Origin of the sequence: Bradyrhizobium sp. SZCCHNS3002, from assembly GCF_032377435.1 — a bacterium.
Lineage (GTDB): Bacteria > Pseudomonadota > Alphaproteobacteria > Rhizobiales > Xanthobacteraceae > Bradyrhizobium.
The window spans coordinates 119755-145221 of record NZ_JAUHHY010000003.1 but is presented as its reverse complement, the minus strand read 5'-3'; the positions used below and the strand labels follow the sequence as shown (position 1 = coordinate 145221).

8 protein-coding genes are annotated in these 25467 nt (G+C 66.1%); 6 read left to right on the top strand and 2 right to left on the bottom strand.

The annotated features are described in order from the left end of the window. Positions 1 to 129 precede the first annotated feature (129 nt). The 5 genes from QW845_RS07750 (at position 130) to QW845_RS07730 (ending at position 20830) form a co-directional block, all read left to right on the top strand. The gene (locus QW845_RS07750) at positions 130 to 2313 is read left to right on the top strand and encodes a type I secretion system permease/ATPase (RefSeq protein ID WP_409997890.1); all 2184 of its coding nucleotides are present in this window, start codon (positions 130 to 132) and stop codon (positions 2311 to 2313) included. Position 2314: 1 nt separating this feature from the next. Further along, entirely contained in the window at positions 2315 to 3649 is a 1335-nt protein-coding gene (locus QW845_RS07745; protein WP_315801020.1) for an HlyD family type I secretion periplasmic adaptor subunit, read from the top strand. Positions 3650 to 4250: 601 nt separating this feature from the next. Then, positions 4251 to 4931, top strand: a complete 681-nt coding sequence (locus tag QW845_RS07740) for a transglutaminase-like cysteine peptidase (protein WP_315801019.1) — start codon at positions 4251 to 4253, stop codon at positions 4929 to 4931. Positions 4932 to 5011: 80 nt separating this feature from the next. Next, positions 5012 to 5362 carry a hypothetical protein gene (locus QW845_RS07735; protein WP_315801018.1) on the top strand — a complete coding sequence of 117 codons (351 nt, stop codon included), beginning with the start codon at positions 5012 to 5014 and terminating at the stop codon, positions 5360 to 5362. Positions 5363 to 5773: 411 nt separating this feature from the next. Beyond that, positions 5774 to 20830 (top strand): VCBS domain-containing protein, encoded by a 15057-nt coding sequence (locus QW845_RS07730; RefSeq protein ID WP_315801017.1) that lies wholly within the window; start codon positions 5774 to 5776, stop codon positions 20828 to 20830. A gap of 110 nt (positions 20831 to 20940) precedes the next feature. On the opposite strand, the gene QW845_RS07725 is transcribed toward QW845_RS07730, so the two are convergent. Then, complete coding sequence (locus QW845_RS07725) at positions 20941 to 21420, bottom strand: hypothetical protein (protein WP_315801373.1); 480 nt, start codon at positions 21418 to 21420, stop codon at positions 20941 to 20943. A 234-nt stretch (positions 21421 to 21654) separates the two neighbouring features. Between QW845_RS07725 and QW845_RS07720 the strand changes: the two genes are divergently transcribed. Further along, positions 21655 to 23553, top strand: coding sequence for an acyltransferase family protein (locus QW845_RS07720; RefSeq protein ID WP_315801016.1), 1899 nt, complete (start codon positions 21655 to 21657; stop codon positions 23551 to 23553). Here QW845_RS07720 and QW845_RS07715 read toward each other — a convergent pair. Then, a complete protein-coding gene (locus tag QW845_RS07715) occupies positions 23550 to 25451 on the bottom strand; it encodes an acyltransferase family protein (RefSeq protein WP_315801015.1) in 1902 nt (633 codons plus the stop codon). The two genes, QW845_RS07720 and QW845_RS07715, sit on opposite strands and share 4 nt — an antisense overlap. Between the last annotated feature and the right edge of the window lie 16 nt (positions 25452 to 25467).

Genomic DNA, 25467 nt, shown 5'->3' with positions numbered 1-25467 from the left:
TGGGCTAGAGCAAATTATTAGCAAGAAGCGATGGGTGCAGGCCCGCCTGGGTCGTTCGGCCAAATGGATTCCGAGGCGTTGTTGAATATTCGTCCGACAAGGTTCGAGCTCGAAGAGACGGCGCACGTGATGCCGCAGATGAGCACAGCCGCACCGGCAGCTGATCCTCTCAGCGACAGTCTGCTCTACCTCGCAGCTCATCATGGCCGCGCCTTGAGCCGTAGCGCGCTGCTGTCCGGATTGCCGCTCGACAGCGGCGTGCTCAGCATCGCGCTGTACGAGCGCGCCGCGCAGCGCGCCGGGCTCGAGGCGCAACTGGTCGAACGGCCGCTGAGCGAGATACCCGCGCTGGTGCTGCCCTGCGTGCTGATGTTTCACGACGGCACCACGCGCATCCTGCTGACGATCGACGAGGCCGCCGGCCGTCTCACCATCGTCGATCCCTCGCGCCGTGAACAGCCGGCGATCGAGCGCTTCGACGCGGTCGCGGCGCGATATGTCGGCTTCGCCTATCTGGTGCGGCCCGCCGCAGTCGTCGATCCGCGCGTGGCGGCGGCCGGCGAGGTGTCGAAGACGCACTGGTTCTGGTCGGTGGTCAGCCGCTTCGGCGCCAACTACGGCCATGTCGCGATCGCCGCATTCATCGTCAACATCCTGGCGCTGGCGGCGCCGCTGTTCACGATGAGCGTGTACGACCGGGTGATTCCGAATGGCGCGATCCCCTCGCTGGTCGCGCTCGGCGTCGGCCTCATGCTGGCCATCGGATTCGACTTCCTGCTCAAGGTGGTACGCAGCCGCATCATCGACATGACCGGAAAGAAGATCGACGTGGTGCTCGCCGCCAACATCTTCGAGCACGTGATGTCGCTGAAGATGGACAAGCGGCCGCCATCGGTCGGCATCCTCGCCAACCAGCTCCGCGACTTCGATTCGGTGCGCGAGTTCTTCACGTCCGGTACCGTGGTCTCGGCGACCGACATGCTGTTCGCGGTCGTTTTCATCATCGTGTTGTTCATCATCGCGGGTCCCATCGCCTGGATTCCGCTGCTGATGCTGCCGGTGATGATTGCCGTCGGGCTGCTGATCCAACGGCCGCTCGAACGCGCGATGCGGCAGATGCAGGCGCAATCCGCCGCGCGTCACGGCATCCTGGTGGAATCGCTCAACGGGATGGAGACGGTCCGCGCGGTGGCCGGCGAGAGCCGGGTGCAGACGGTCTGGGAGCGTTCGGTGGCGGCGCAGGCGCGCTCCAGCGAGGACGTCCAGTTCTGGGCGTCGATGGCGATGACCGCGGCGAGCGTCGCGAGCCAGTTCTGCAGCCTTTTGCTGGTCGTCGTCGGCGTGTTCCTGATCCTCGACGGCAAGCTCTCGGTCGGCGCGCTGGTGGCGGCCAACATGCTGTCGGGTCGCGTGCTCGGTCCGATCGCAGGCATCGCCGGACTGATGACGCGCTTCACCCAGACGACGTCGGCGTTGCGCTCGATCGACCGGCTGATGTCGCTGGACCGCGAGCGTCCGCCGGAGAAGATCTACGTCGCGCGCGAGATCAACCAGGGCCGCATCCAGTTCAAGAATGTCAGCTTCTCCTACCCGGGAAGCCAGACCAAGGCGCTCGACAACGTCTCCTTCGACATCAAGCCCGGCGAGAAGATCGGCATCATCGGCCGCGTCGGCTCCGGCAAGACCACGGTGGGGCGACTTGCCACCGCGTTCTATCCGCCGACCGAAGGCAGCATCCTGATCGACGGGATCGACATCCAGCAATACGACCCCGCCGATCTGCGCGCCGGCATCGGCTTCGTGCTGCAGGATACCGACTTGTTCTACGGCAAGCTGCGCGACAACATCACGCTCGGCCGTCCCGCCGCGACCGATGAGGAGGTGCTGGAGGCGGCGCGGCTCGCCGGCGTCGAGACCTTCATCGCCGGCCACCCGCAGGGCTATGAGATGATGATCGCCGAAGGCGGCCGCAGCCTGTCGGGCGGGCAGAAGCAGGCGATCGGGCTTGCGCGCGTCCTGATCCGCAAGCCGCGCGTGCTGTTCCTCGACGAGCCGACCGCGCATTTCGACGTCCGCAGCGAGGGCGAATTCCTCGAGCGCCTGAAGTTGCTGGCCAAGGGCGAGATGTCCATCATCGTCTCGACCCACCGGCCGTCGTTGTTGTCCCTCGTCGACCGCATCCTGGTGTTCGACTCCGGCAAGATCGTCGCCGACGGGCCGACCGCGCAGATCCTCACCATGCTGCGTCCGCAGCCGCCCGCGGCGGCGCCGGCGGCGAGCCACACCGCGAAGCCGGTCCAGGGGACGAGGTGACATGGCGCACAGCGATTTCGCGTTCTCCAACGACATCCGCGCTGCCGTCGAGCTGCGCACGCCGAAGACAGCGCGGATGCTGCTGCTCGCTTCGCTCGGCCTGTTCTTCACCTTCCTGATCTGGGCGCATTTCGCCGTGCTCGACGAGGTCAAGCGCGGCAACGGCAAGGTCGTGCCGTCGCGCCAGACCCAGGTGGTGCAATCGCTGGAAGGCGGCATCATTGCCGATCTCCTGGTGCAGGAAGGCGCGATCGTCGACAAGGATCAGCCGCTGGCGCGGATCGAGGACACCAATTTCGCTTCGCAGTTCGGCGAGATCCGCGAGCGCCGCGGCGCGATGGCCGCCCGGGTGATCCGGCTCGCGGCGGAGACCGAGGGCCGCAGCCCGGTCGCGTTTCCCGATGACCTCGTCGCCGACGCCCCGCGCGCGGTCCAGAGCGAGCGCGCCGTGTTCGATGCGCATGCGCGCAAGCTCGCGCAGGACGTCGACGTGGTGCAGCAGCAGGAGCAGCAGAAGAGCAAGGAGATCGACGAGCTCAGGGCGACCGAGAAGCGCTTCTCGGAGACGCTGGCGCTGCTCAATCGCGAGCTGGGTCTGACCCGCAAGCTCTATGACCAGAAGGTGGTGCCCGAGATCGAGATGTTGCGTGCCGACCGCCAGGCCACCGACATGCGCGGGCAGCTCGCGGTGGTGCAGGCGAGCATCGTGAAGACCGAGGCCGCGGTGCAGGAGGCGCGCTCGCGCCGGCTCAACATCGTCACCGCCTTTCGCGCCCAGGCCGAAGACGATCTCGCGAAATCCCGCGGCGATCTCGCCGTGCTCGACGAGAACATCAAGTCGGCGCAGGACCGGGTACGGCGCACCGAATTGCGCTCGCCGGTGCGCGGCATCGTCAACAAGCTCAACGTCACCACCATCGGCGCCGTGGTCGCGCCGGGCGCCAGCCTGATGGAGATCACGCCGCTCGACGACACGCTGCTGGTCGAGGGCCGCATCCGTCCGCAGGACATCGCCTTCATCCGCCCGAACCACGAGGCGGTGGTCAAGCTCAGCGCCTATGATTCATCCGTGTACGGCTCGTTGCACGGGCGCGTCGAGCGCATCAGCGCCGACACGATCACCGACGAGAAGGGCGACAAGAACGAGCGCGGCGAGACCTTCTATCGCGTGATGGTGCGCACCGAGAAGAACCATCTCGGCACCGCCCAGCAGCCGCTTCCGATCCTCCCGGGCATGGTCGCGACCGTCGAGATCCTGACGGGCAAGAAATCGGTGCTGGACTATCTGGTCAAGCCCGCCCGCATGCTGCGCGACGAGGCGCTGCGCGAGCGCTGAGCAAGGAGCAGGGTGCCCGCGCTGGGTACGGGCTCCGCGAAGGCATGCGTGCCACCGGCGCCGCTGCGCTCATCCGGGCCCGCCCCGAGCGGCGGGCAGCGTTACCAGAATCTGAATCGTTCAAATGCGACACGGTTCGGTTGGCCTTGATTAGTCGCGTTCGCAGCTTGGCGGCGAACATCATTGCGGTTTAACCGGCCCGAAGCAGCGCCGGCCCTATCCCTGATCCGATAACGACCGGGACAGGGATCGACGCGATGACGTCGGCCGATGCCCCGGAGCATACGGGGCGTCACTGATGTTGCGGATCGATCGGCCGCGGGTTCTCCCGCGTGCGCTGGGGCTTGTGCTTGCCTTGTCGGTGGGGGCCGGTTGCGCCGGCGCCGCATTTGCCGAGACTTCAAACCGCAGGTCTGCGCAGGGCACTGCGGATAGCGCGCTGCCGGTGCCGCCGCCCGTCCGTTTCTTCACAATCAATGCCGTGCTCGCCAAGCATGACGGCCTGCGTCGCTCCGCCTCTGGACCCGTGGAAGTCGCATCGACCGATGCATCCGGGCGCGCCGGAGTCGTCAGCGACGCCCCGCAGGCACCAGCGGTCGCGATGCCAAGCGACGAGCCGTTCGGCCTGATGACGTTCCGTGCCCCCGAGGGCGTGCTGTGGGTGAAATGGCGCGGCATCCAGGGCGCGATGGCAAGCGAGCGGATCTCGGTCGAACGTTGCAACGGCGACGACGCACGCTGCTCGGCGTCGGAGCGGATATTCGTCGCGCTGACGCGGTCGGCGGCTGCGGCTGGCGACGGCCGCGCGCGCGCGGAAATGATCAATCGCGGCGTCAACCAGGCGGTGCGCTACGTCAGCGACGACCAGCAACACGGCGTGCCGGACGTCTGGAGTTCGCCATTGCAGACCTTGCGCAGCGGCCTCGGCGACTGCGAGGATTACGCGATCGCCAAATACGCGCTGCTGCTGGCGGCGGGAACGCCCGAATCGGATCTCAAGCTGCTGCTGGTCCGCGACCTCGCCGTGCGGCAGGATCACGCCGTCGTCGCCGTGCGGCTCGACGGCAAATGGTCCGTGCTCGACAACCGGCGGGCCGCGCTGATGGAAGGCCGCGATCTGCAGTCGTTCATGCCGCTGTTCGCCATCGATCACCGCGGCGTCAGCCTGTTCGCGGCGCCCTATGCCGAGCGTCCGCACCACGAGAGCGAGAGCGACGTCACGCCGGCGGCGGAAGCCGATATCGGCGGCGGCCGGGATCCGGGTCGGCCGCTGCTGCTCTGAATGTCGCAGGCGGACGACTTGTAGCCGAGATCATTTACGGTCTTAATGCGCGCAGGGAAGCTTGCGAGCAGGGGGCCGGGGTGAATATCAAACAAGTGATGATTTGCGGGGCATTGGCTCTGGCGGCGATCGGTGGATTCATCGGCCGCGCGCAGGCTCACGCGGTGATGCTGCCGGGCGCGGCGTTTTCGATCGCCTGCGAGAATGGCGGCAGCTACATGCTGCGCTCACGCCCCGTGCTTGCGCCGGGCGAGATCGTCACCGCACAGCTCTACCTCCATCCCCATCGCGCGATTCCAGTTCGTCTCGTCCCGATGGGCGACGGCTATCGCTATGCGGGCCGCGGGGTGTGGCTCGATGGCATCGGTGACCAGGCTTTGTTGTATTTCCGCAAATACGAACCGGTGGCCTGCGTCGTCAGTCGCATCTGAGGCAATCTGCCGCGACTTCAATCCTCTTCAAGAATAATTCCTGCCTTTCGCAAATAATTCGCGAGAGGCCGGTTCCATTTCGGCCGTTTGATGGCGGCAAGCTCTTATTCCCAACAGCGTGCGTGTTGTTCCCCGAGTATTGCGCGATTGAATAACTGCGAATTGGCAGTAATTCTGCAGGCCTCGCCTCCATTTATTCTTGTCGTTCAGGCAGCTCCGCCCCTTAGGCGGAAGCATAGGCACAGCCTTGTTTACCTTCGCAAATGCCGCTGCACTTGACTGCATTTACCCAAAGTCCCTAAAGTCTGATTAACAAGAACCGGTAATATTGACCCGTATTCTCGTTTAATAATAGTTTAACGATAGAAATGGGGCGCCACCAAAGCGCCCCATATTTGGAGGTTTTGGCGCATGAATGCTCCTGTCCTGCTGGCCCAGTTGACCGGCACGTCCACGCAGCCATCCAGCGCCTCGGCCAAGCACCTCAAGATCGGGAAGCCACAGGGCAACCAAGCCGTCACGGTCCATCTCGACGGCCCGAACCAGATCGATTTCAGCGACATTGCCAGCGAGCGGCTGACCTTCGTCAAGATCGGCAACCGCCTGATCATCCTGTTCGATAATCAGTCGACGGTCTCGATCGACCCGGTTTTCGACACCAACGGCGCCCCGCTGAAGGACGTCAGCTTCGAAGTCGGCCCCGATCGAATCATCAATGGCGATCAGTTTGCCGAACTGTTTCCGATCACCACCGACCAGTCGGTGCTGCCGGCCGCGGGGACGCCCGGAGCGCCGGGCGTGCCTGCCGGCGCGAACTTCGGAACGTTCAAGGTCGACCCGCTGACTGTCGGCACGCCGCTGGGGCTGCTGGGAGCCGAAGACATCGGCGCTCAATTCGGCGACAGGCCGGTCACGCCGAATCCGACGCCGATCGCCGGCGTTGCCGACAGCGTCGTGCTCAACGAGGACGGATTGTCCGAAGGCCGGCCCGGCGGCAGCGGCGATATCGGCGGCGTGGCGACGAGCTTCACCGGTTCGCTCAACGTCGACTTCGGCACCGACGTGATCGGCCGCGCCTTTGCGTTCGCGGCGTCGCAGCCCGGTCTCGCCGGACTGACCTCCGGCGGCCAGGAGGTGCATTTTGCGATCACCACCGTCAACGGCCAGCCTGAGCTGATCGGCTATATCGGCAGCGATCCATCGATTACCGCCAATCACGTCTTCACCGTCACGCTCGACGCCAACTCGACGATTGCTGGCACCTATACGGTCACGCTGCTGCTGCCGCTCGATCATCCGGTCTTCGGCACCGAAGACACGCTGAACCTCACCTTCAACGTCATCGCCATCGACGGCAGCGGCGACACCGCGCCGGTGACGATCGTGATCGGCATCAACGACGATTCGCCGGTCGCCGGCACCGTCGAGGCGATCAATGTCGCCGAGCACACCGGCGGCGGCAGTGAGGGCGGCGGGGAGAGCGAGCTCGGCGCCAAAATCGTGGGCGACGCCAAGCCCTCGGGCGGCGACGGCTTCGAGCCGACCACCGCGAGCGTGGACCTCCACATCGGCTGGGGTGCCGACAACGGCAACAGCAAGGTCGATGGCGGCTCCAACGGCACCGTGGTCGACGGCGACCGCTCGCTGGTGTTTGACGCGTCCGAGATCGCGACCCTGCAGGCACTGGGCCTGACCTCGAACGGCGAGGCCATCTCCTACACGCTGTCGGCCAACGGCACCGAGATCATCGCGACGGCAGGTGAGGGCGAGGGCGCGCGCACCATCTTCAGCGTGTCGCTGTCCGACACCGGCTCCGGCAGCGCCACCTTCACGCTGTCCGACAACATCGACCACAACGGCGCCAACGACGCGTCGCTGCCGCTGACCTTCAAGGTGGTCGCGACCGACGCCGACGGCGACCCCGTCAACAGCGCCTTCACCGTCAACGTCGCCGATGACGGCCCGAGCTTCGGCGAGAAGCCGAGCTATTCGGTGGTCGACGAAGACGGCCTCGGCAACGCCGGCAACAGCTACGCCGACAGCCACGATGCCTATGGCGAGGACCTGACGGTCAGCGATACGCTCGGAATCCGCTGGGGCTCCGACGACGCCAACAACAATGTCGACGGCGGCATCAACGGCACGCCGGTCAACGGCGACCGCGCCGTCACCTTCGCCGCGAACGTGGTGGCCTCGCTCGAGGCGCAGGATCTCACCTCCGACGGCTTTGCCCTGCGCTATGACGTGTCGGCGAACGGCACCGTGCTGACCGCCTATCGCTACGATGCCGCGCACGAGACCTATGTCGATGCCAACGGCAAGCCGCTGGAAGGCGAGGGTCTGTCGGGCGCCGTGGTGTTCACGGTGTCGCTGTCAGACCAGGGCCACGGCTCCTACACCTTCGCGCTGTCGGGCAACCTGGATCACCCGGTGCACGGCACCGAGGACGACATCACCCTCAACATCGGATTCGTCGCGACCGATTCCGATGGCGATGCGATCACCGACACCTTCACGGTGAAGGTCAATGACGACGCGCCGACCTTCGGCGAGAAGCCGAGCTATTCGGTGGTCGACGAGGACGGCCTCGGCAACGCCGGCAACAGCTACAAGGACGACGGCGACGCCTATGGCGAAGACCTGAAGGTCACCGATACGCTCGGCATCCGTTGGGGCGCCGACAGCGCCAACAGCCATGTCGATGGCGGCATCGATGGCACGCCGGTCAACGGCGACCGCGCCGTGACCTTCGCGGCCGACGTGGTCGCGACGCTCGACGCCCAGAATCTCACATCGAACGGCTTCGGTCTCACCTATGTCGTGTCCGAGAACGGCACGCTGCTGACGGCCTATCGCTACGACGCCGAGCACGAGACCTATGTCGGCGCGGATGGCAAGCCGACGGATTCGGCCCATGCGACGGTGTTCACCGTGTCGCTGTCCGATCAGGACCACGGCTCCTACACCTTCGAGCTGAAAGGCAATCTCGATCACCCGGTGCACGGCACCGAGGACGACATCACGCTCAATATCGGCTTCGTCGCCACCGACTCGGACGGTGACGCGGTCACCGACAGCTTCACCCTGAAGGTCAACGACGACGCGCCGGTGTTCGGCGATGCGCCGAGTGCCGGCGTCGTCGACGAGGACGGCCTCGGCAATGCCGGCGACAGCTATGCGCACGGCAGCGACGTCGTGGGCGCCGATCTGACGGTGACCAGGTCGCTCGCGATCCTGTGGGGCGCCGATAGCGCCAACAGCCATGTCGACGGCGGCATCGATGGCGCCCCGGTCAAGGGTGATCGCGCCGTGACTTTCGCTGCCGACGCCGTGTCCTCGCTCGAGGAGCTGGGGCTGACGTCGAACGGAGCGGCGCTGAGCTATCAGGTTTCCGAGAACGGCACGCTGCTGACCGCCTATCGCTACGACGCCGCCCACGAGACCTATGTCGACGCGAACGGCAAGCCGACGGAGGACCTCGCCAGCGCCACGGTGTTCACCGTGTCGCTGTCGGACCAGGACAACGGCTCCTACACCTTCAACCTCACCGGCAATCTCGATCACGCGGTCCACGGCAGCGAGGATAATCAGGGGCTGAATTTCAGCTTCGTCGCCACCGATTCCGACGGCGATGCGATCCACGGCAGCTTCAATGTCGAGGTCAATGACGACGCCCCGGTGTTCGGCGAGCGCGTCAGCTACTCGGTGGTCGACGAGGACGGTCTTGGCAATCCCGGCAACTCCTATGCGGACGGCAAGGACGCTGCGGGCGCCAATCTGACGGTGACCGATTTCCTCGGCATCCGCTGGGGCGCCGACAGCGCCAACAGCCATGTCGACGGCGGCATCAACGGGGTGCCGGTGAACGGCGACCGCGCCGTGACCTTCGCCTCCGACGTGATCTCGACGCTCACCGCACAGCATCTGACGTCGAACGGCGTGGCGCTGAGCTACACCGTGTCAGCCGATGGCACGCTGCTGACGGCCTACCGCTACGATGAAGCCCATCACACCTATGTCGACGGCCAGGGCCATGCAACCGGCGATCCGGCCAAGGCCGCGGTGTTCACGGTGTCGCTGTCCGACCAGGGGCAGGGGTCCTACAGCTTCACGCTGATCGACAACATCGATCATCCGGGCCACAATACCGAGGACGACGTCACGCTCACCCTCGGCTTCGTCGCCACGGATTCGGATGGCGATGCGGTCTCCGACACCTTCAAGATCAAGATCAACGACGACGCGCCGGTGCTGAACCGGGAGATTGCGACTGGCGTGGTCGATGAGGACGGGCTTGCCACCGGGCTCGCGGGCGGACCTGGCGACGTTCCCGGCCAGAACACCGTCGCAACGGGTGCTCTCGGCATCTCCTGGGGCGCCGACAGCGCCAACAATCTCGGCAATGTCGGGATCACCGGTGCGTCACCGGTGAACGGCGACCGCGCCGTCACCTTCGCCTCCGACGCCACCTCCTCGCTCGCCGCGCAGCACCTGACGTCGAACGGCGTCGCGTTGTCCTACGCCGTCAGCGAAGGCGGCACGCTGATCACGGCCTACCGCTTCGACGGACAGCATTACATCGACGGCAACGGCAACTGGACCAGCAACAAGGCCAATGCCGCCGTGTTCACGGTGAAGCTGTCCGATCTCGATTCGGGCTCCTACACCTTCACGCTGCTCGACAATCTCGACCACCCGGTGCCCAACACCGAGGACAGCATTGCGCTGACTCTGAAATACGTCGCCACCGATTCCGACGGCGATCAGATCGGCGGCACGTTCAAGGTCAGCGTCAACGACGACAGCCCGGAGGCGCATACCGGGACGGCCAAGAGCATCAACGAAGCCGATCTCAACGCCGGCGGCGGCGATTGCGGCCCCGATTTCGGCGGTCATGATGGCGGCAGCCATGATCCCCAGGTGACCGGCGCGCTCAACATCAAATGGGGTGCCGACAACAACGACAACGGCGCAGCCGATCGCTCGGTCCGCTTCACCAACACGTCCAACGCCGCCGCCGACGTCCATGTGACCAACGGCAGCGATGTCGGTCTCAGCGGCCTGACGTCGGACGGTCAGCAGGTGAAATACGCCTTCGATCATGGCGTGCTGGTCGGTTACACCGGCAACAGCCTCAATTCCGGTCAGCGCGTGTTCGAGGTTTCGCTCGATGACGACGGCACCGGCACCTACACATTCAAGCTGCTCGGCAATCTCGATCATCCGGCGGGGCAGGGCAGCAACGTCGTCAAGCTGACCTTCGACTACACGGCGACCGATTCCGACGGCGATGCGAGCAGCAGCACCTTTACCGTCACCGTCGTCGACGACGTCCCGACGATCGGGCACGCCGAGAGCGAGACGGTCAGCGAATCCAACCTGCCGACCGATCTCTACGACGTCTTGTTCCCGGATTCGCCGTACTCGACCGTGCAGACCGGGCATCTCGCGATTTCCTGGGGCGCCGACGACAATGATTCCGGCGCGACCAACAACCGCTCGGTGGCGTTCTTCGACACGACCGCACCGGCAGGGCTGACGTCGAACGGCTATGCAATCAGCTATGTGGTCTCATCCGATGGCACCACGCTGAGCGCGGTCACTACCGATCACCGCACGGTGTTCACCGTCACGCTGAGCGATGACGGCGACGGCAGCTACAAGTTCACGCTGCTCGACAACCTCGACCATGGCAAGTCGGGTGCCGATAGCCTGGCGCTGAGCTTCGGCTTCAAGGCCACCGATTCCGACGGCGACAGCGCCACCAGCAGCTTCACGGTTGCGGTGACCGACGACGTGCCGACCGTCGGCTGCGCCGAGGACGAGACCGTCAGCGAGGCCAATCTGCCGACCGACGGTTACGACACGAGCCACCCGGATGCGTCGAACTCGACGGTCCAGACCGGCAGCCTCGCCATTTCCTGGGGCGCCGACGACAACAATACGGGTGTCGGGCACAACCGCGCGGTAGCCTTTACCACCGTCGCCGGCGCCACGGGCCTGACCTCCGACGGCTCGGCGATCAGCTACACGATCTCCGGCGACGGCACCTTGCTGACGGCGGTCACCGCGGATCACCGCACCGTCTTCACCATCCAGCTGTCCGACACTGGCGACGGCAGCTACAAGTTCACGCTGTACGACAACATCGACCACCCGGCGTCCGGCCAGAACGGCACCAGCCTGCCGCTGACCTTCGGCTTCAAGGCCACGGATTCCGACGGCGACAGCGTCAGCAGCAGCTTCAAGGTCAACGTGCTCGACACCGCGCCGGTGGCGGCGGCCGGCGATGCCAGGACCGTCGACGAGGACGATCTGCCGAGCGGCACCGATTCCTCCAAGGAGCCGACCTCAGTCAGCGGCGACCTCAACGTCAGCTGGGGCTCCGACGACAGCAACAAGACCTCGGGCGCCGGGCTCGGCGACCGATCGGTCACCTTCCGCTACGCGAGCGCGGGCGCGAATGTCGACGCCGAGGACAGCGCGGGCCACAATCTGACGCTGACGTCGGACGGCCAGACGGTGAAGTACAGCTTCGAGAACGGCGTGCTGGTCGGCTACACCGGCAGCGATCTCGCTCACGGCACCCGTGTGTTCGAAGTGTCGCTGAGCGACCAGAACGACGGCTCCTACAGCTTCAAGCTGCTCGGCACCCTGGATCACCCCGCCGGCAGCGGCGAGAACATCGTCAAGCTGTCCTTCAGCTTCACGGCGACCGACGGCGACGGCGACACGTCCAGCAACAGCTTCACGGTCTCGGTCAAGGACGACGTGCCGGTGCTCGGTTCGGCGGCCGCCGCGACGCTGACCGAGAACACCACGGGATCAGCCGGGTCCGAGGTGTTCCAGACCCAGACCGCGGCCAATGTCGCGCTCAACATCAATTGGGGCGCCGACGACAACAATTCGGGCGCGGCCAATCGCAGCGTGGCGTTCGACAGCGCGATCCATACCGGCGATGTGGTCAAGACCACCGGCGCGGGCAGCCCGACCCTGACCTCGAACGGCACGGCGGTGCAGTTCATCCGCGTGTCGGACACCGAGATCTGGGGCGTCGCCAACGACAATGGCGGCCAGCTCACCACGAACGACCGCAAGGTGTTCCACATCACGCTGTCGGACGATGGCTCCGGCAGCTACACTTTCGAGCTTCTGGACAATGTCGATCACGTCGGCTCGGGCCAGACCAACGCGCTGTCGCTGAAGCTCGGCTTCACCGCGACCGACGCCGACGGCGACACCGCCTCCGGCGGCAACTTCACCGTCACCATCAATGACGACAACGGCCGGCCTGCGATCGGCACGGCTGACGCCGGGACCGTCGACGAGGATGGTCTTTCCGGCGGCAACACCGGAGCGGCGACTGGCGACGTCGCCGGCGCCAATGTCACGGCCAACGGCTCGCTGGCGATCTCCTGGGGCGCCGACGACAACAACAGCGGCAGCGTGAACCGCGCGGTCGCGTTCAGCGGCATCACCAACGGCCAGAACGCCACCTCGGACGCCGGTCTGCTGACGGTCGAGGGCGTCCAGGTCAAGCTCTGGGTCGTCGGCAATACGGTCTATGGCTACACCGGCAGCAATCCGACCAACGGCAATCCGCCATCGGCGGCCAACCAGGTGTTCAAGGTCTCGCTCGATGATTCCGGCGCGGGCAGCTACAGCTTCACGCTGCTGAAGCATGTCGATCATCCGGCCGGCCAGAACGAGAACGACGTCAAGCTGACCTTCGGCTTCACCGCCACCGATGCCGATGGCGACAGCGCCAGCTCCTCGTTCGCGGTGACGATCGACGACGACACGCCTGTCGCGACCGCGGTGGTGCTGAGAGCCACTGTCTACGAGAGCGAGCTGCCGAACGGCACGGTGGTGACCGCCACCGGCAACCATGGCGGCGACCTCAACGGGGACGGCAACGGCAACGACTCCTACTTCACAGGCAATCTGAGCTCGCTGGTGTCGTTCGGCGCCGACAAGCCCGGCACCTATACGGTCGAGAAGACCAACCTCGCGCCCGAGCTGCTGTCGCTGACGTCGGGCGGCGTGGCGCTGACCTACAGCATCGGCGTCGACAACACGCTGATCGCCAAGGCCGGCGGGGTTACGATCTTCGAGTTCCAGGTCGACCCCAACACCGGGCAGTATTCGTTCCGTCTGAAGGGCGCGCTGGACCACGTCGGCACCGGCCATGACAACGCGCTCACGCTCGATCTGTCGACCGCGGTGACCGCCACCGATTCGGACGGCGATTCCGTCGCGCTGCACGACCAGATCATCATCACCGTCAACGACGATGCCCCGCAGTCGCAGGATGTCGACATTGTCGCGGTCTCGGAGGCGGCCGGCAATGTCTCGACCGGCGCGGTCGATCTGCGCATCACCTACGGAGCCGACGGCGACAGCTCCGGTCCGTCGGTGACCTTCTTCGGCTCGTCGCCGGTCCGCGTCTACGATGCGGCCAATCACCAGCTCTCCGGGCTGACCTCGCTCGGCTTCGGCCTGACCTATGTGATGTCGGCGGATCATACGACGCTGACCGCCTATCGCATGAGCGGTGGCAGCTATATCGGGCAGAACGGCCAGGTGACGGGCAATGCCGCCGATGCGGCGGTGTTCACGGTGACGCTGTCGGAGGCCGGCACCGGCTCCTACAACTTCATTCTGCTGCAGCCGCTCGATCACCCCGCGCCGATCGGGACCCCGAGCGCGGCCGATCAGTATCTCGACCTCAACTTCGCGTTCGCGGTCGAGGATCGCGACCACGACGTCTTCACCAACAATTTCACCATCCGGGTCGATGCCGCAGGCACCGTGACGACGACGCGCTATGACGCGCCGAATTCGCCGGTGTTCGTCAATCTCGGCGACAGCTCGGCGACGGTCCTCGGCGAGACGGTCGGCGCCCACAGCGTGACCGACCGTGCCTCGGTGACCGACAAGGTCGTCGGCACCGACAAGCTGGGCGGCGTGACCGAGGCCCACGGTTCCGGCGGCGACGACATCCTGGTCGGCGGCAGCGGCGCCGATGCGCTGTATGGCGGTGCTGGCAACGATGTCATCAAGGGCGGGGCAGGCGACGACCGGCTGTTCGGCGGCGCCGGCAACGACACCTTCCTGTACACCGTTGGCGACGGCAGCGACGTCGTCGACGGCGGCTCGGAGTCCGGCGCGGCCTATCCGAACTACGACGTGCTCGCGATCACCGGCGATGCCAATGCCCGCAATTTCACCATCGGCAAGACCTCGACCGGCACCGAGATCAATCCGACGCTGAACGACCCCTCGGCCAGCAACGCCACCGACATTCTGGTGCGCTACGACGGTCCGAACGGCGCGACCATCCGCGCCGACGAGATCGAGCGCATCACCATCACCGGCGGCACCGCCAGCGACACGGTGACGATCACCGATATCAGCGGCACCGCGATCGCGCCGTCGACCATCGTGTTCAACGGCGGCTCCGGCAACGACACGCTGGATCTTGTCCGGTTTGCCGGCAACACCAGCGTCGTGTCCGACGGCGGCGCCGACAGCGACACCGTCAAGTTCGGCTTCAAGTTTGCCGACGCGACCTACACCAAGGTGTTCGCGACGGACGGCGTGACGCTGATCGGCGTGCAGGTCACCCACAACGGTCTGACCGATACGTTCACGAACTATGAAAGCTTCGCCTTCACCGACGGCACGCGCACGCTGACCGGCGTGTTCAACACGCCGCCTGTGGCTCACGACGACACGGTCCAGGCGAGCGAGGACGCTCCGCTCACCATCAATTCCCTGCTGAGCCTGCTCAACAACGACACCGACGTTGACCACAACACGCTGACCGTCACGGGCGTCGGCAATGCGACGCACGGCACGGTTTCGCTCACCAACGGCAACCCGGTGTTCACGGCGGACAAGAACTTCTCCGGTATCGCCGGCTTCGACTACACGGTCAGCGACGGCGATGGCGGCACCGCGACCGCGCATGTCACGGTCGACGTCGCGCCGAAGGCCGACTCGCTGACGTTGAGCTTCATGGACCTCGGCCCGGCCTCAGGCGCCGAGGATCAGACGATCAACCTGAAGCTCATCAGTGCCGCCGTTACCGACACCGACGGCTCCGAAAGCCTGCGGCTGCTGATTTCGGGCTATCCTGCCGGGGCGACCTTCTCGGTCGGCCATGCCGGAACCGGCGCCGACGCCGGCAAATGGGTGATCGACGACGCTGCAGCGATTGCCGCGTTCGACAGCCATCCGCTGCAGGTCACGCCGCCCGCAAACTACAACGGCACGTTCTCACTGTCGGTCGTCGCCGAGGTCACCGATCACGCCACGTTGTCGGACGGCAACGTCCATACCGACGTCGTCGACACCGCGCTGCAGACGATCGACGTCACGGTGACCCCGGTCAACGACGCGCCGCAGATCCACGCGCCGGCGCAGGTGACGACGAACGAGGATACGCCAATCGCCTTTACCGGCGCGAACGCGTTCACCTTCTCCGATGCGGATGGCGATGTCGTCGAGTTCGTGCGGTTCGATATCTCCGGCGGCACGCTCTCGGTGCCGTCGCTCGGCGTCTTCGACGCCAGCCAGACGCTCACGATGAGCGGGTTCAAGATCAGCGACCTGAACACCTACCTGGCGTCGGCCGTGTTCACGCCCTCAGCCGACAACGACACGACGGGATCGGTCACGATCACCATCAACGACAACGGCAATATCGGCAGCGGCGGCAATCTCAGCGCGACGCAGACGATCACCATCAACATCAACCCGATCGAGGATGCGCCCACGGCTGTGGACGACACGGCCAGCGTGAACGAGGACACGACGCTGACCGTGTCCGATCCCGCACAGGGCGTTCTGCACAACGATCGCGACCCGGACACCGGCGACACGCTGAGCGTGGTGGGGGACGACTTCGCGACGGCCAAGGGCGGCACCATCCACTTCAATGCCGACGGCACCTATGTCTACAAGCCGAAGGCCGACTTCTACGGCGCGGACACCGTGGACTACACGGTGCGTGACGCGGCCGGACAGACGGACACCGGCACGCTGACGATCAACGTGGCGCCGGTGAACGATGCACCCGAGGTCCACGCCCCGACGCACGTGACCGCCAATGAAGGTGCCGCGTTCGCTTTTACCGGCGCCAACGCGATCACCTTCTCCGACGCGGACGGCGATGTCGTCGAGTCCGTGAGGTTCGATATCTCCGGCGGGACGTTCTCGATCCCGTCTCTCGGCGTCTTCGACGCCAGCCAGACGCTCACGATGAGCGGGTTCAAGATCAGCGATCTGAACACCTATCTGGCCTCCGCCGTCTTCACGCCGAACAGCGACCATCCGGGGTCGGTCACGATCACCATCAACGACAACGGCAATGTCGGCGGCGGCAATCTGAGTGCCACGCAGACGGTGAGCGTCGAGGTCATCCCCGCCAATCACCCGCCGGTGGCGAACTCCGACACCAACGCGGTGCTCGAGGATGGCACGCTCAACATCGCGGCTGCGAATGGCGTCGTCCGCGGTACGACCGGCGGCTCGGTCGCCGACAGCGACGTCGATAGCGGGACGTCCTCGCTGGTCGTCTCCGGTGTCGTTGCCGGCACCGGCAGCGTGACGCAGGGCACGGGCATCGGCACCTCGATCGAGGGCGCCTACGGCCATCTGACGCTGAATTCGGACGGCTCCTACACCTACGTGGCCGACAAGGCCGACGCGCTGGCCGCAGGCGTCAACGCCGTCGACACCTTCACCTATACCGACAAGGATCCGTCGGGCGCGGTCTCGAACACCGCGACGCTGAAGATCACGGTCACCGGCGTCAACAACGCGGCCGTGATCAGCGGCGACGCCACCGGCACGATCGCCGAGGAGGGCGGCATCGCCAACAGCCAGAGCAGCCCGCTCTACGGCATCGCCCGCGGCGACCTCAACTCGACCGACGTCGACGGTCACAACGACGTGTGGCAGGCGGCCTCTTCGAACACGGCCAATGGCTACGGCTGGTTCGACATCGGCAGCGACGGCAAGTGGACCTACGGGCTCTACAACAACAATCCGACCGTCCAGGCGCTGAAGGAAAACCAGACCACGCTGACCGACAGCTTCACGGTCTACACCGAGGACGGCACCGCCAAGACGGTGACGATCCAGATCATCGGCAACAATGACGCGCCGACCCTGCAGAACGCGCTGGCCGACCGCAGCTCGGCGGAAGACCAGCCGTTCAGCTTCGCCATCCCGTCCAACACCTTCGCCGACGTCGATGGACGCTTCGACGGCAGCAATGGTCCGCTGACCTTGTCGGCGAACCTGAGCGACGGCAGCGCTCTGCCGGCGTGGCTGCACTTCGACGCGACGACGGGCACGTTCAGCGGCACCCCGCCGGCGAATTTCGCCGGCGCGGTCAACGTCACTGTCTATGCCAGCGACGGCGAGTATGCTGCCTCGGACGCCTTCACGCTGACGATCACCCCGGTCAACGACGGCGCGGCGACGGTGACGGTGTCGGGCACGGCGACGCAGGGCCAGACGCTGACCGCCAATATCGGCAGCGATCCGGATGGCGCCGCGTCGAACGTCGTCTATCACTGGCTGCGGGACGGTGCCGTCATCAACGGCGCGACGGGCTCGACCTACACGCTGGGATCCAACGACGTCGGCCACAAGATCTCGGCCAACGTCACCTACACCGACGGCCAGGGCTTTGCCGAGAACGTGACCAGCGGCCAGACCGGCTCGGTCACCGCGCCGAACCACGCGCCGACTTTCGGAGCGGGCACGACCACGGCGAGCGTTACCGAGGACGCCTCGTATGCGGCACCGGCCGGCAACCTGATCCAGAACGGCTCGTTCGGCTACTACAACGGAAACTTCTACACGCTGGATGCGTGGACGGTCGGGGGCGCCCATGCCGTCACCGTCGTGGGCGGCCGCACCGACGGCGGCTCGGCCGATTTCTACGGCGCATCGAGCTCGATGAGCCAGACCATCAGCACCGTCGTCGGCATGACCTATACCGTCGACTTCTACGTGATGACCTACGGCACGGCCGTGACGTCAGGCGTCGACGGAACGACCATTCTGACGACGAGCGCCTGGAACCTCGGCTGGACGGAGCAGACCTACCAGTTCACGGCAACCTCGACGTCGACGACCATCAAGTTCGCGAGCGCGGGCGGCGCGGTCATCGACGACATTTCGGTGCAACCGAGCACGGCCCTGACGCCGGGCGTAGAGAAGGCGTCCGGCGCGATCGCCTTCACCGATGTGGACGGCGACGCCCAGACGGTGACCACCACGACCCCGGCGGGCAGCAACTACTACGGCTCGTTCAACGCCACCGTGGACAACGCCGGCCACAAGGTGAACTGGACGTTCACCGTCAACGATTCCGACATCCAGTCGCTGCGCGCCAGCGACCATATCGATCAGACCTACACGGTGAAGATCGACGACGGCCATGGCGGGACGACCACGCAGACCGTCACCGTCACGGTGAACGGCGTCAACGATGCGGCGTCGATCACCGGCACGGCAAGCGGGACGGTCAAGGAGGACGGCACGCTCACGGCCGGCGGCACCCTGACGGTTGCCGACGTCGACAGCGGCGAAGCCCAGTTCCAGACGCCGGCGTCGCTGGCAGGGACGTATGGCACCTTCACCTTCAATGCGGCGACCGGGGCCTGGGGCTATACGCTGAACAACTCGGCGGCCAACGTGCAGGCGCTCAACAATGGCGACGTCAAGCACGACACGCTGACGGTGAAGTCGGTCGACGGCACGGCCAGCCAGGTCATCGACGTGACCATCAACGGCACGAATGAGCCCGCGCCGCTGTCGGTTGTGGACACCACGAGTGCCGATGGACGCTATGCGCTGTCGAAGAACACCGACTCGCCGAACGTCATCAGCCTGGATGCGGCGACGCTGTTCTCAGGCGGAACGGGGACGGTCACCTACACCTACAGCCTCGTCTACAGCTCGACCGGCGACGACAGCTGGATCCACCGGACCGGCAATCAGTTCACCGGAGATCCGAACAACAACGACGCGGGCCTGTACGTCTACAAGGTCACGGCCACCGATTCGGTGTCGTCCGTGTCGACCTATCTGGCCTTCAACGCGCTCGACAATGGCGCCTTCAATCTCACCATCAACTCGCTGTCGGACAAGTCCTATGTGACCGGCTCGGCACCTTGGCTGTCCGGCTACAGCGCCAATGACGGCGACGCGATCACCGCCACGGTCGACAACCCGCTCGAGGCCAACGCCAACGGTGGCTACGACGTGATGATCGGGTCGAGCGGCGGCAACAACTTCAATGGCGGCGCCGACGATGACGGCATCTACGGCCTCGGCGGCAACGACACGCTGCTCGGCGGCGCCGGCAACGACTACATCAATGGCGGCGCCGGCAACGACTCGATCCGGGGCGGCAGCGGCAACGACGTCACGATCGGCGGCTCGGGCAACGACACCTTCTACTGGGGCGTCAATGACGGCGTCGACATCGTCGACGGCGGCACTGGCACTGATACGTTCGTCATCGAGGGGACGTCGTCGCAGGATCTGATCTACGTCACGTTGGCCGGCGGCGTCATCACCGACGTCAACGGAACCAAGCTCAGCAATATCGAGGCGGTGACCGCCGATCTCGGCGGCAGCAGCAGTGACACGCTGACCTATATCACCAGCGAGGACGTGACGGTCAATCTCGGAGCCGGCACCGCCACCGGCTTCAGCTCGATCGCCAACATCGAGCGCGTGACCGGTGGCTCGGGCGACGACATCCTGATCGGCAGCAGTGCTGCCAACACGATCAATGGCGGCGACGGCGACGACATCATCCGCGGCGGTGGCGGCAACGACACCATCGACGGCGCGGCAGGGATCGACCTGCTCGATTTCTCCGACGCGACGGCCGGCTTTACGTTGACGCTGACTCAGAGCTCGACCGCCACGAACGTGTCCATTCCCGGTCTCGGCACGGACAGCTACAAGAATATGGAAGGCGTGATCGGATCGAACTACAATGATACGATCATCGGGTCGGGCAGCGCTGACGTTCTCATCGGCGGCGCCGGCTCCGACCAGCTCACCGGCAACGGCGGTTCGGATACGTTCAAGTGGAACGCCGGTGACCTGGCCGGCGGCGGCCTCGACACCATCCTGGACTTCCAGACGGGCACCTCCGGCGACGTCATCGACCTCTCCGGCCTGCTGGCGAGCGTGTCCGGCAACCACGCCGACGCGGTGCGCTTCGTCGACGGCGGCGGGCACTCCAGCCTCGCCTCGGCCAATGGCAGCGGCGTGCTGAACAACGGCGACCTGACGCTGCAGGTCAATACCGGCTCCGGCTGGACCAATGTGGCGACCATCAAGGACACCGGCACCAACCTCACGGGCGGCGACGACGTCATCAAGATGATCCTCGACAACAGCCACGCCCAGACGCAGGTCCACGTCTGATCCCGGCCGGCGTCGGACGAGCAAAAGGGCCGCCGATGAGGCTGCCCTTTTTCATGGCTGGAGGCGGCTTCATCGCTGGAGGCGTCGTCGCGCCGTCGATGCGTTGCGGCTCAGATCTTCTGCCCCGCCGGCCCGACGCCGACGTTGATGATGATCCGCTGCACTTCGGTGCGGCCCTGCGGGAACTTGACCTCGAGCGTCACCGTGTCGGTGCCGGCGAAATCGGCCTTCGATTGGTAGAAGGCGATGAAGCCCGGCACTTCCAGGGCGAGGCATTGCTTGTAGTTGGTGGCACTGACCTTGCCGCGCTTGATCGTGACGGTGCCGTTGCCCGGCGGCGTCACCAGGCGGATGGCGGGAAGGGGCCCGGATGAGCAGTCGGACTGGACGTTGAGATAGATGCCGACCTGGATCGGCTTGCCGGCAACGCCCTTGGCGTTGCGCTCGACCGTGGTCTGAGCGGGAGCAGGCGCTGCGGCGCCGGGAGCCGGCGTCTCGGCTTGCGCCGAGGCTGCGGTGGTCGCCGCCAGCAGCGCCGCGACGGCTATTCCCGCGAACGCTGCCCGCCATTCTCTTCGCAACAGGTTCATCACCGCCCTCAGCCCCGCATTGTCCCTCAGCGCCGCCAGATTGCCGTATTCGAGCTGATCGTTCAACGGATTGCCGAACTTGCGGCCGACTTCGGCAAACCTCCTTCACGTCCGCCACGCCGCCGCCGGCGCGGTGTCATCGGATGGGTCCGATGACGTCATGACTGTTTCCTGCTGTTGCCATCCGTGTCTGCGCAACTCGTCCGCCTCGAGGAATGCGCGGAGTGGACGACATTGGAACGCAGTCATCGGGCTGACATCGATGCCCTCCGGGCGATCGCCGTCGTCATCGTCATCCTCTTCCACCTGAGGATCACCGGCTTCGAGGCCGGCTATGCCGGCGTCGACATCTTCTTCGTCATCTCCGGCTATCTCATCACCGGGCAGATCCTGCGCGATGTCGGCGCCCGGCGCTTCTCGCTGTCGGAGTTCTATCTGCGGCGGGCAAGGCGCATCCTGCCGGCGCTGGTTGTAACCATTGCGGCCACGTTCGCGGTCGGCTGGCTGTTCCTGTCGCCGGAAGCCCTGCGCCAGCTCGCCAAGGAGGCGACGCATGGGCTGCTCTCCATCGCCAACATCCAGTATTGGCGCGAGGCCAGCGCCTATTTCGCGCCGAGCGCGGATCAGTTGCCGCTGCTGCACCTGTGGTCGCTGTCGGCGGAGGTCCAATTCTACGCGCTGGCGCCGCTGCTGCTGATGTGGCTCGGCACGCGCCGGCATGTGTTCCGCGCCATTGCCGCGATCGGGTTGTTGTCCCTTGCCGCGGCCGCACTCTGGTCATCGCGCGATCCGGACGCCGTGTTCTTCCTGACGCCATTCCGGGTGTTCGAATTCGCCATCGGCGCGCTCGCCATTCCGCTCGAGGCTCGCCTGGCAGCGTCGCCGCGCGCCCGCTCTCTCGCCGCCGCCTGCGGTGATGTTCTGTTGTTCGGCAGCCTTCTCCTCATCGGCTACTATCAGTCCCAGGCAGGCGTCGCCGCGCTGCTGCCCTGCATCGCCACGGCCGTCATCATTGCGGCCAATGCCCCGACGTCGCTGGTGATGGCTCGCCCGGTGCGCGCCATCGGCGCCGCCTCCTATTCGCTCTATCTCGTGCACTGGCCGGTGATCTTCTTCGTCCGCTTCATCTTCGGCGATGCGGCGCAGACCGCGGCGGGACTGGCAGCGCAGCTCGCGCTGATGGCGGTGCTGACGACGCTGATGTACGTCATCGTCGAGCGGCCGCTGCGGCGGCTGCCGTGGCCGCGCGTCGCGCAGGTGACGAGCTTTGCGACGGTGCTTATCGTCGGTGCCGCGCTCACCCACGTCACGTTCCGCGCCAACGGCGTCGTGTCGCGGCTGCCCGACGATCAGCTCGCGCTGTTCCAGCTGCAGGGCTTCGGCCTCAACAAATGCGGCCGCGCCGTCGGCCGTCTGTGTGCGTTCGGCGATCTCGAGGGTACGCGCGGCGTCGAGCTGCTCGGCGATTCCTACGTTCAGCAATATGTCGCCGCGCTCGATGCGACGCTGAAGGCGCGCGGCATGATCGGGCACGTCTCCACCATGAGCGGATGTCCCACCCTCGCGGGGCTCACCGCCGAGGGACCTCGCGCCCAGGTCTGCGCCGAGCTGCGCGACAGCGAGCTGCCGCGGATCCGGCAGTCGCCGGCCGATTTCGTCGTGATCGGGCAGGCATGGCAGCACTATCTCGATCTCGGTGATGGGCCGGCGGCGCGGACCCGCAACGCCGCGGTCGCCGGTCATCTCGCCGAGACTATCCGTCTGCTCGACCGGCCCGGCCGGCATTTCCTCGTCGTCGGCGGCCAGGTCCGTCCGGTGAATTGCGCCTTCGATCAGTTGCGCATGCTGCCGGGGCCGCGCTGGCACGCGCCCGCCAAGCCGTGCGATGCCGTGCCGAAGAGCGAGGCAATCGCGACCAACCGCGTCATCGACGCCGTCCTGTCGGAGGCGATCAGGCCGCTCGCCAAGGTGACGCTGCTCAGGCCCTCGGAGGTCTATTGCGACCAGGATTGCCCGGTCGTCGAGGATGGCGTGTGGCTGTTCCAGGATGCCGGCCATTTCACCGTGGCCGGGGCCCAGCGCATGGGCGAGCGCGCCGCGCCGGTGTTCGCGAGGTTCCTGTCGGACGACTAGTTGGCGCTGTTCGCCGTCAGTTGCGGCGCGCTTGCGGCCGCGGCCAATGCCGGCGACGCCGCGACGATCCGTGGCCCTGCGAGCTCCGAACCCTGCGCCGTGAGATGGCCACCGTCCCAGGCGAGCGGCGCGCCGTCTGGGGTCTGGAGCGCGCAATCTCCGGCCGGGCACAGCAGCGCGAGCAGCGAGACGTAGTCGGTCCGCGCTGAATCCTTCAGCAGAACACGCATGAAGCCGTCGACCTCGCCGAGACCATCCAGCATGTGCCCGTCGGTCGAGACGCCGAAGCGCTTCGCGGCAATCAGCAGATGCGGCAGTGGGCGGTCGAACTGCGGGCTCGGCCCGACCACCACCACCTTGCTGCCGATGTCCGTGATCGCCTTGATCGTGGCGAGCAGGCTCGCCTGTGCGGCCGGCGTCATCGCGGTGCGCGTCCAATTGCCCGAGAGAACGACGATGTCGGGTGTGAGCTCGCGCACCAGAAGTGGCAGCCGGCGGTTGAAATCCGCACAGGCGGCGGACTGGCCTGCTTCGGCGTGAGGAACGCATTGCGCGAGGCTGGCGCGCAGCAGCGAGGCCTGGGGCAGGGCTCGCTTCAGGCCAGGGATGAGGTGAGCGGCGTGGCTGTCGCCCCACACCAGGATGCGCGGGCGCGGGCCTTTGGCAAGGCACGACGGCTGCAACGCCTCGAAGGTCTGGCCCGGATCGAGGAAGCAGGTGCCGCTCTCATAGGCGGACTGATGGTCGTAGCTGATGAATTCCGCCAGCGTCCGCTCCTGCGGCGAGAAGCGGGCGGGAAATCCAGCAAGCCCGATGATCGCGAGTGAGGCCAGCAGCACGACCGATGCGCTCGCGACCAGCGCGCGCACCGTGACCGGCGACTGCGCCTGCCTCGCCGGCTGCTCGATCAGATAGAAGCTCGTCAGCGCCATCGCGGTGCAGGCGCCGAGCAGCGCCAGCTTGTGCTGAATCGAGCTCGGCGGACCCCAGACCGCCGTCGCCAGCGAGACGACGGGCCAGTGCCAGAGATAGAGCGAGTAGGACCACAGCCCGACCGCGATCATCGGTTTGACCGCGGTCAGCACGGCCTTGCTCGGGGACGGGTTGGCCCAGATCACGGCGGCGGCGCCGAGGCACGGCAGCAGCGCGGCCGTGCCGGGATAGGGCGTGTGCGGCGAGAACAGGTTGACGGCGGCGCCTAGCGCGATCCAACCCAGTGCGGCCACAGTGATCCTGAGCCACTGGCTGTGCGGCGCCGGCGGGGCTTCCATGGCCAGCAGCGCGCCCAGCGCGAGCTCCCAGACCCGGGCCGGCAACAGAAAGAACGCGGCGGCGGGCTGCAGCCGGGTCTGGATCAAGCAGAGCAGGAACGAGGTCGCGCAAAGCCCGGCGAAGCTCGCAAGCATCAGCGGCCGCCGCAGCGCGAAGGCGGCGAGCGCCAGCATGGGAAACAGCAGATAGTACTGCTCCTCGACCCCGAGCGACCAGGTGTGCAGCAGCGGCTTGGTGATGGCGGCGGCGTCGAAATAGCCCTGCTGCGACCACAGCAGGATGTTGGAGCAGAAGACGAGCACGGCCAGCGCCTGCTGCGCCACCGACACCGCGTCCCCAGGCAACAGGATCACGCTGGCGGCGAGCAGGGTCACGCACAGCATCGCCAGGGCCGCCGGCAGGATGCGCCGGGCACGGCGCCGGTAGAACGCCGCGAACGAGAACGTTCCGGTCTGCACCTCCGCATGAATGATCCGCGTGATCAGGAAGCCCGAGATGACGAAGAAGATGTCGACGCCGACATAGCCGCTGCGAAACGGCGAGATGTCGTAGTGGAACGCGATCACCGAGATCACTGCGAAGCCGCGCAGGCAGTCGATGTCGGGACGATAGCCGGTTGCGCTCAAGGGTTCTGTCCGGACG

Bases quoted from the DNA above. Each gene is read 5' to 3' on its own strand.
- QW845_RS07740 (WP_315801019.1), top strand. From the start codon at position 4,251: ATGCCAAGCGACGAGCCGTTCGGCCTGATGACGTTCCGTGCCCCCGAG.
- QW845_RS07745 (WP_315801020.1), top strand. From the start codon at position 2,315: ATGGCGCACAGCGATTTCGCGTTCTCCAACGACATCCGCGCTGCCGTC.
- QW845_RS07750 (WP_409997890.1), top strand. From the start codon at position 130: ATGCCGCAGATGAGCACAGCCGCACCGGCAGCTGATCCTCTCAGCGAC.
- QW845_RS07730 (WP_315801017.1), top strand. From the start codon at position 5,774: ATGAATGCTCCTGTCCTGCTGGCCCAGTTGACCGGCACGTCCACGCAG.
- QW845_RS07725 (WP_315801373.1), bottom strand. From the start codon at position 21,420: ATGAACCTGTTGCGAAGAGAATGGCGGGCAGCGTTCGCGGGAATAGCC.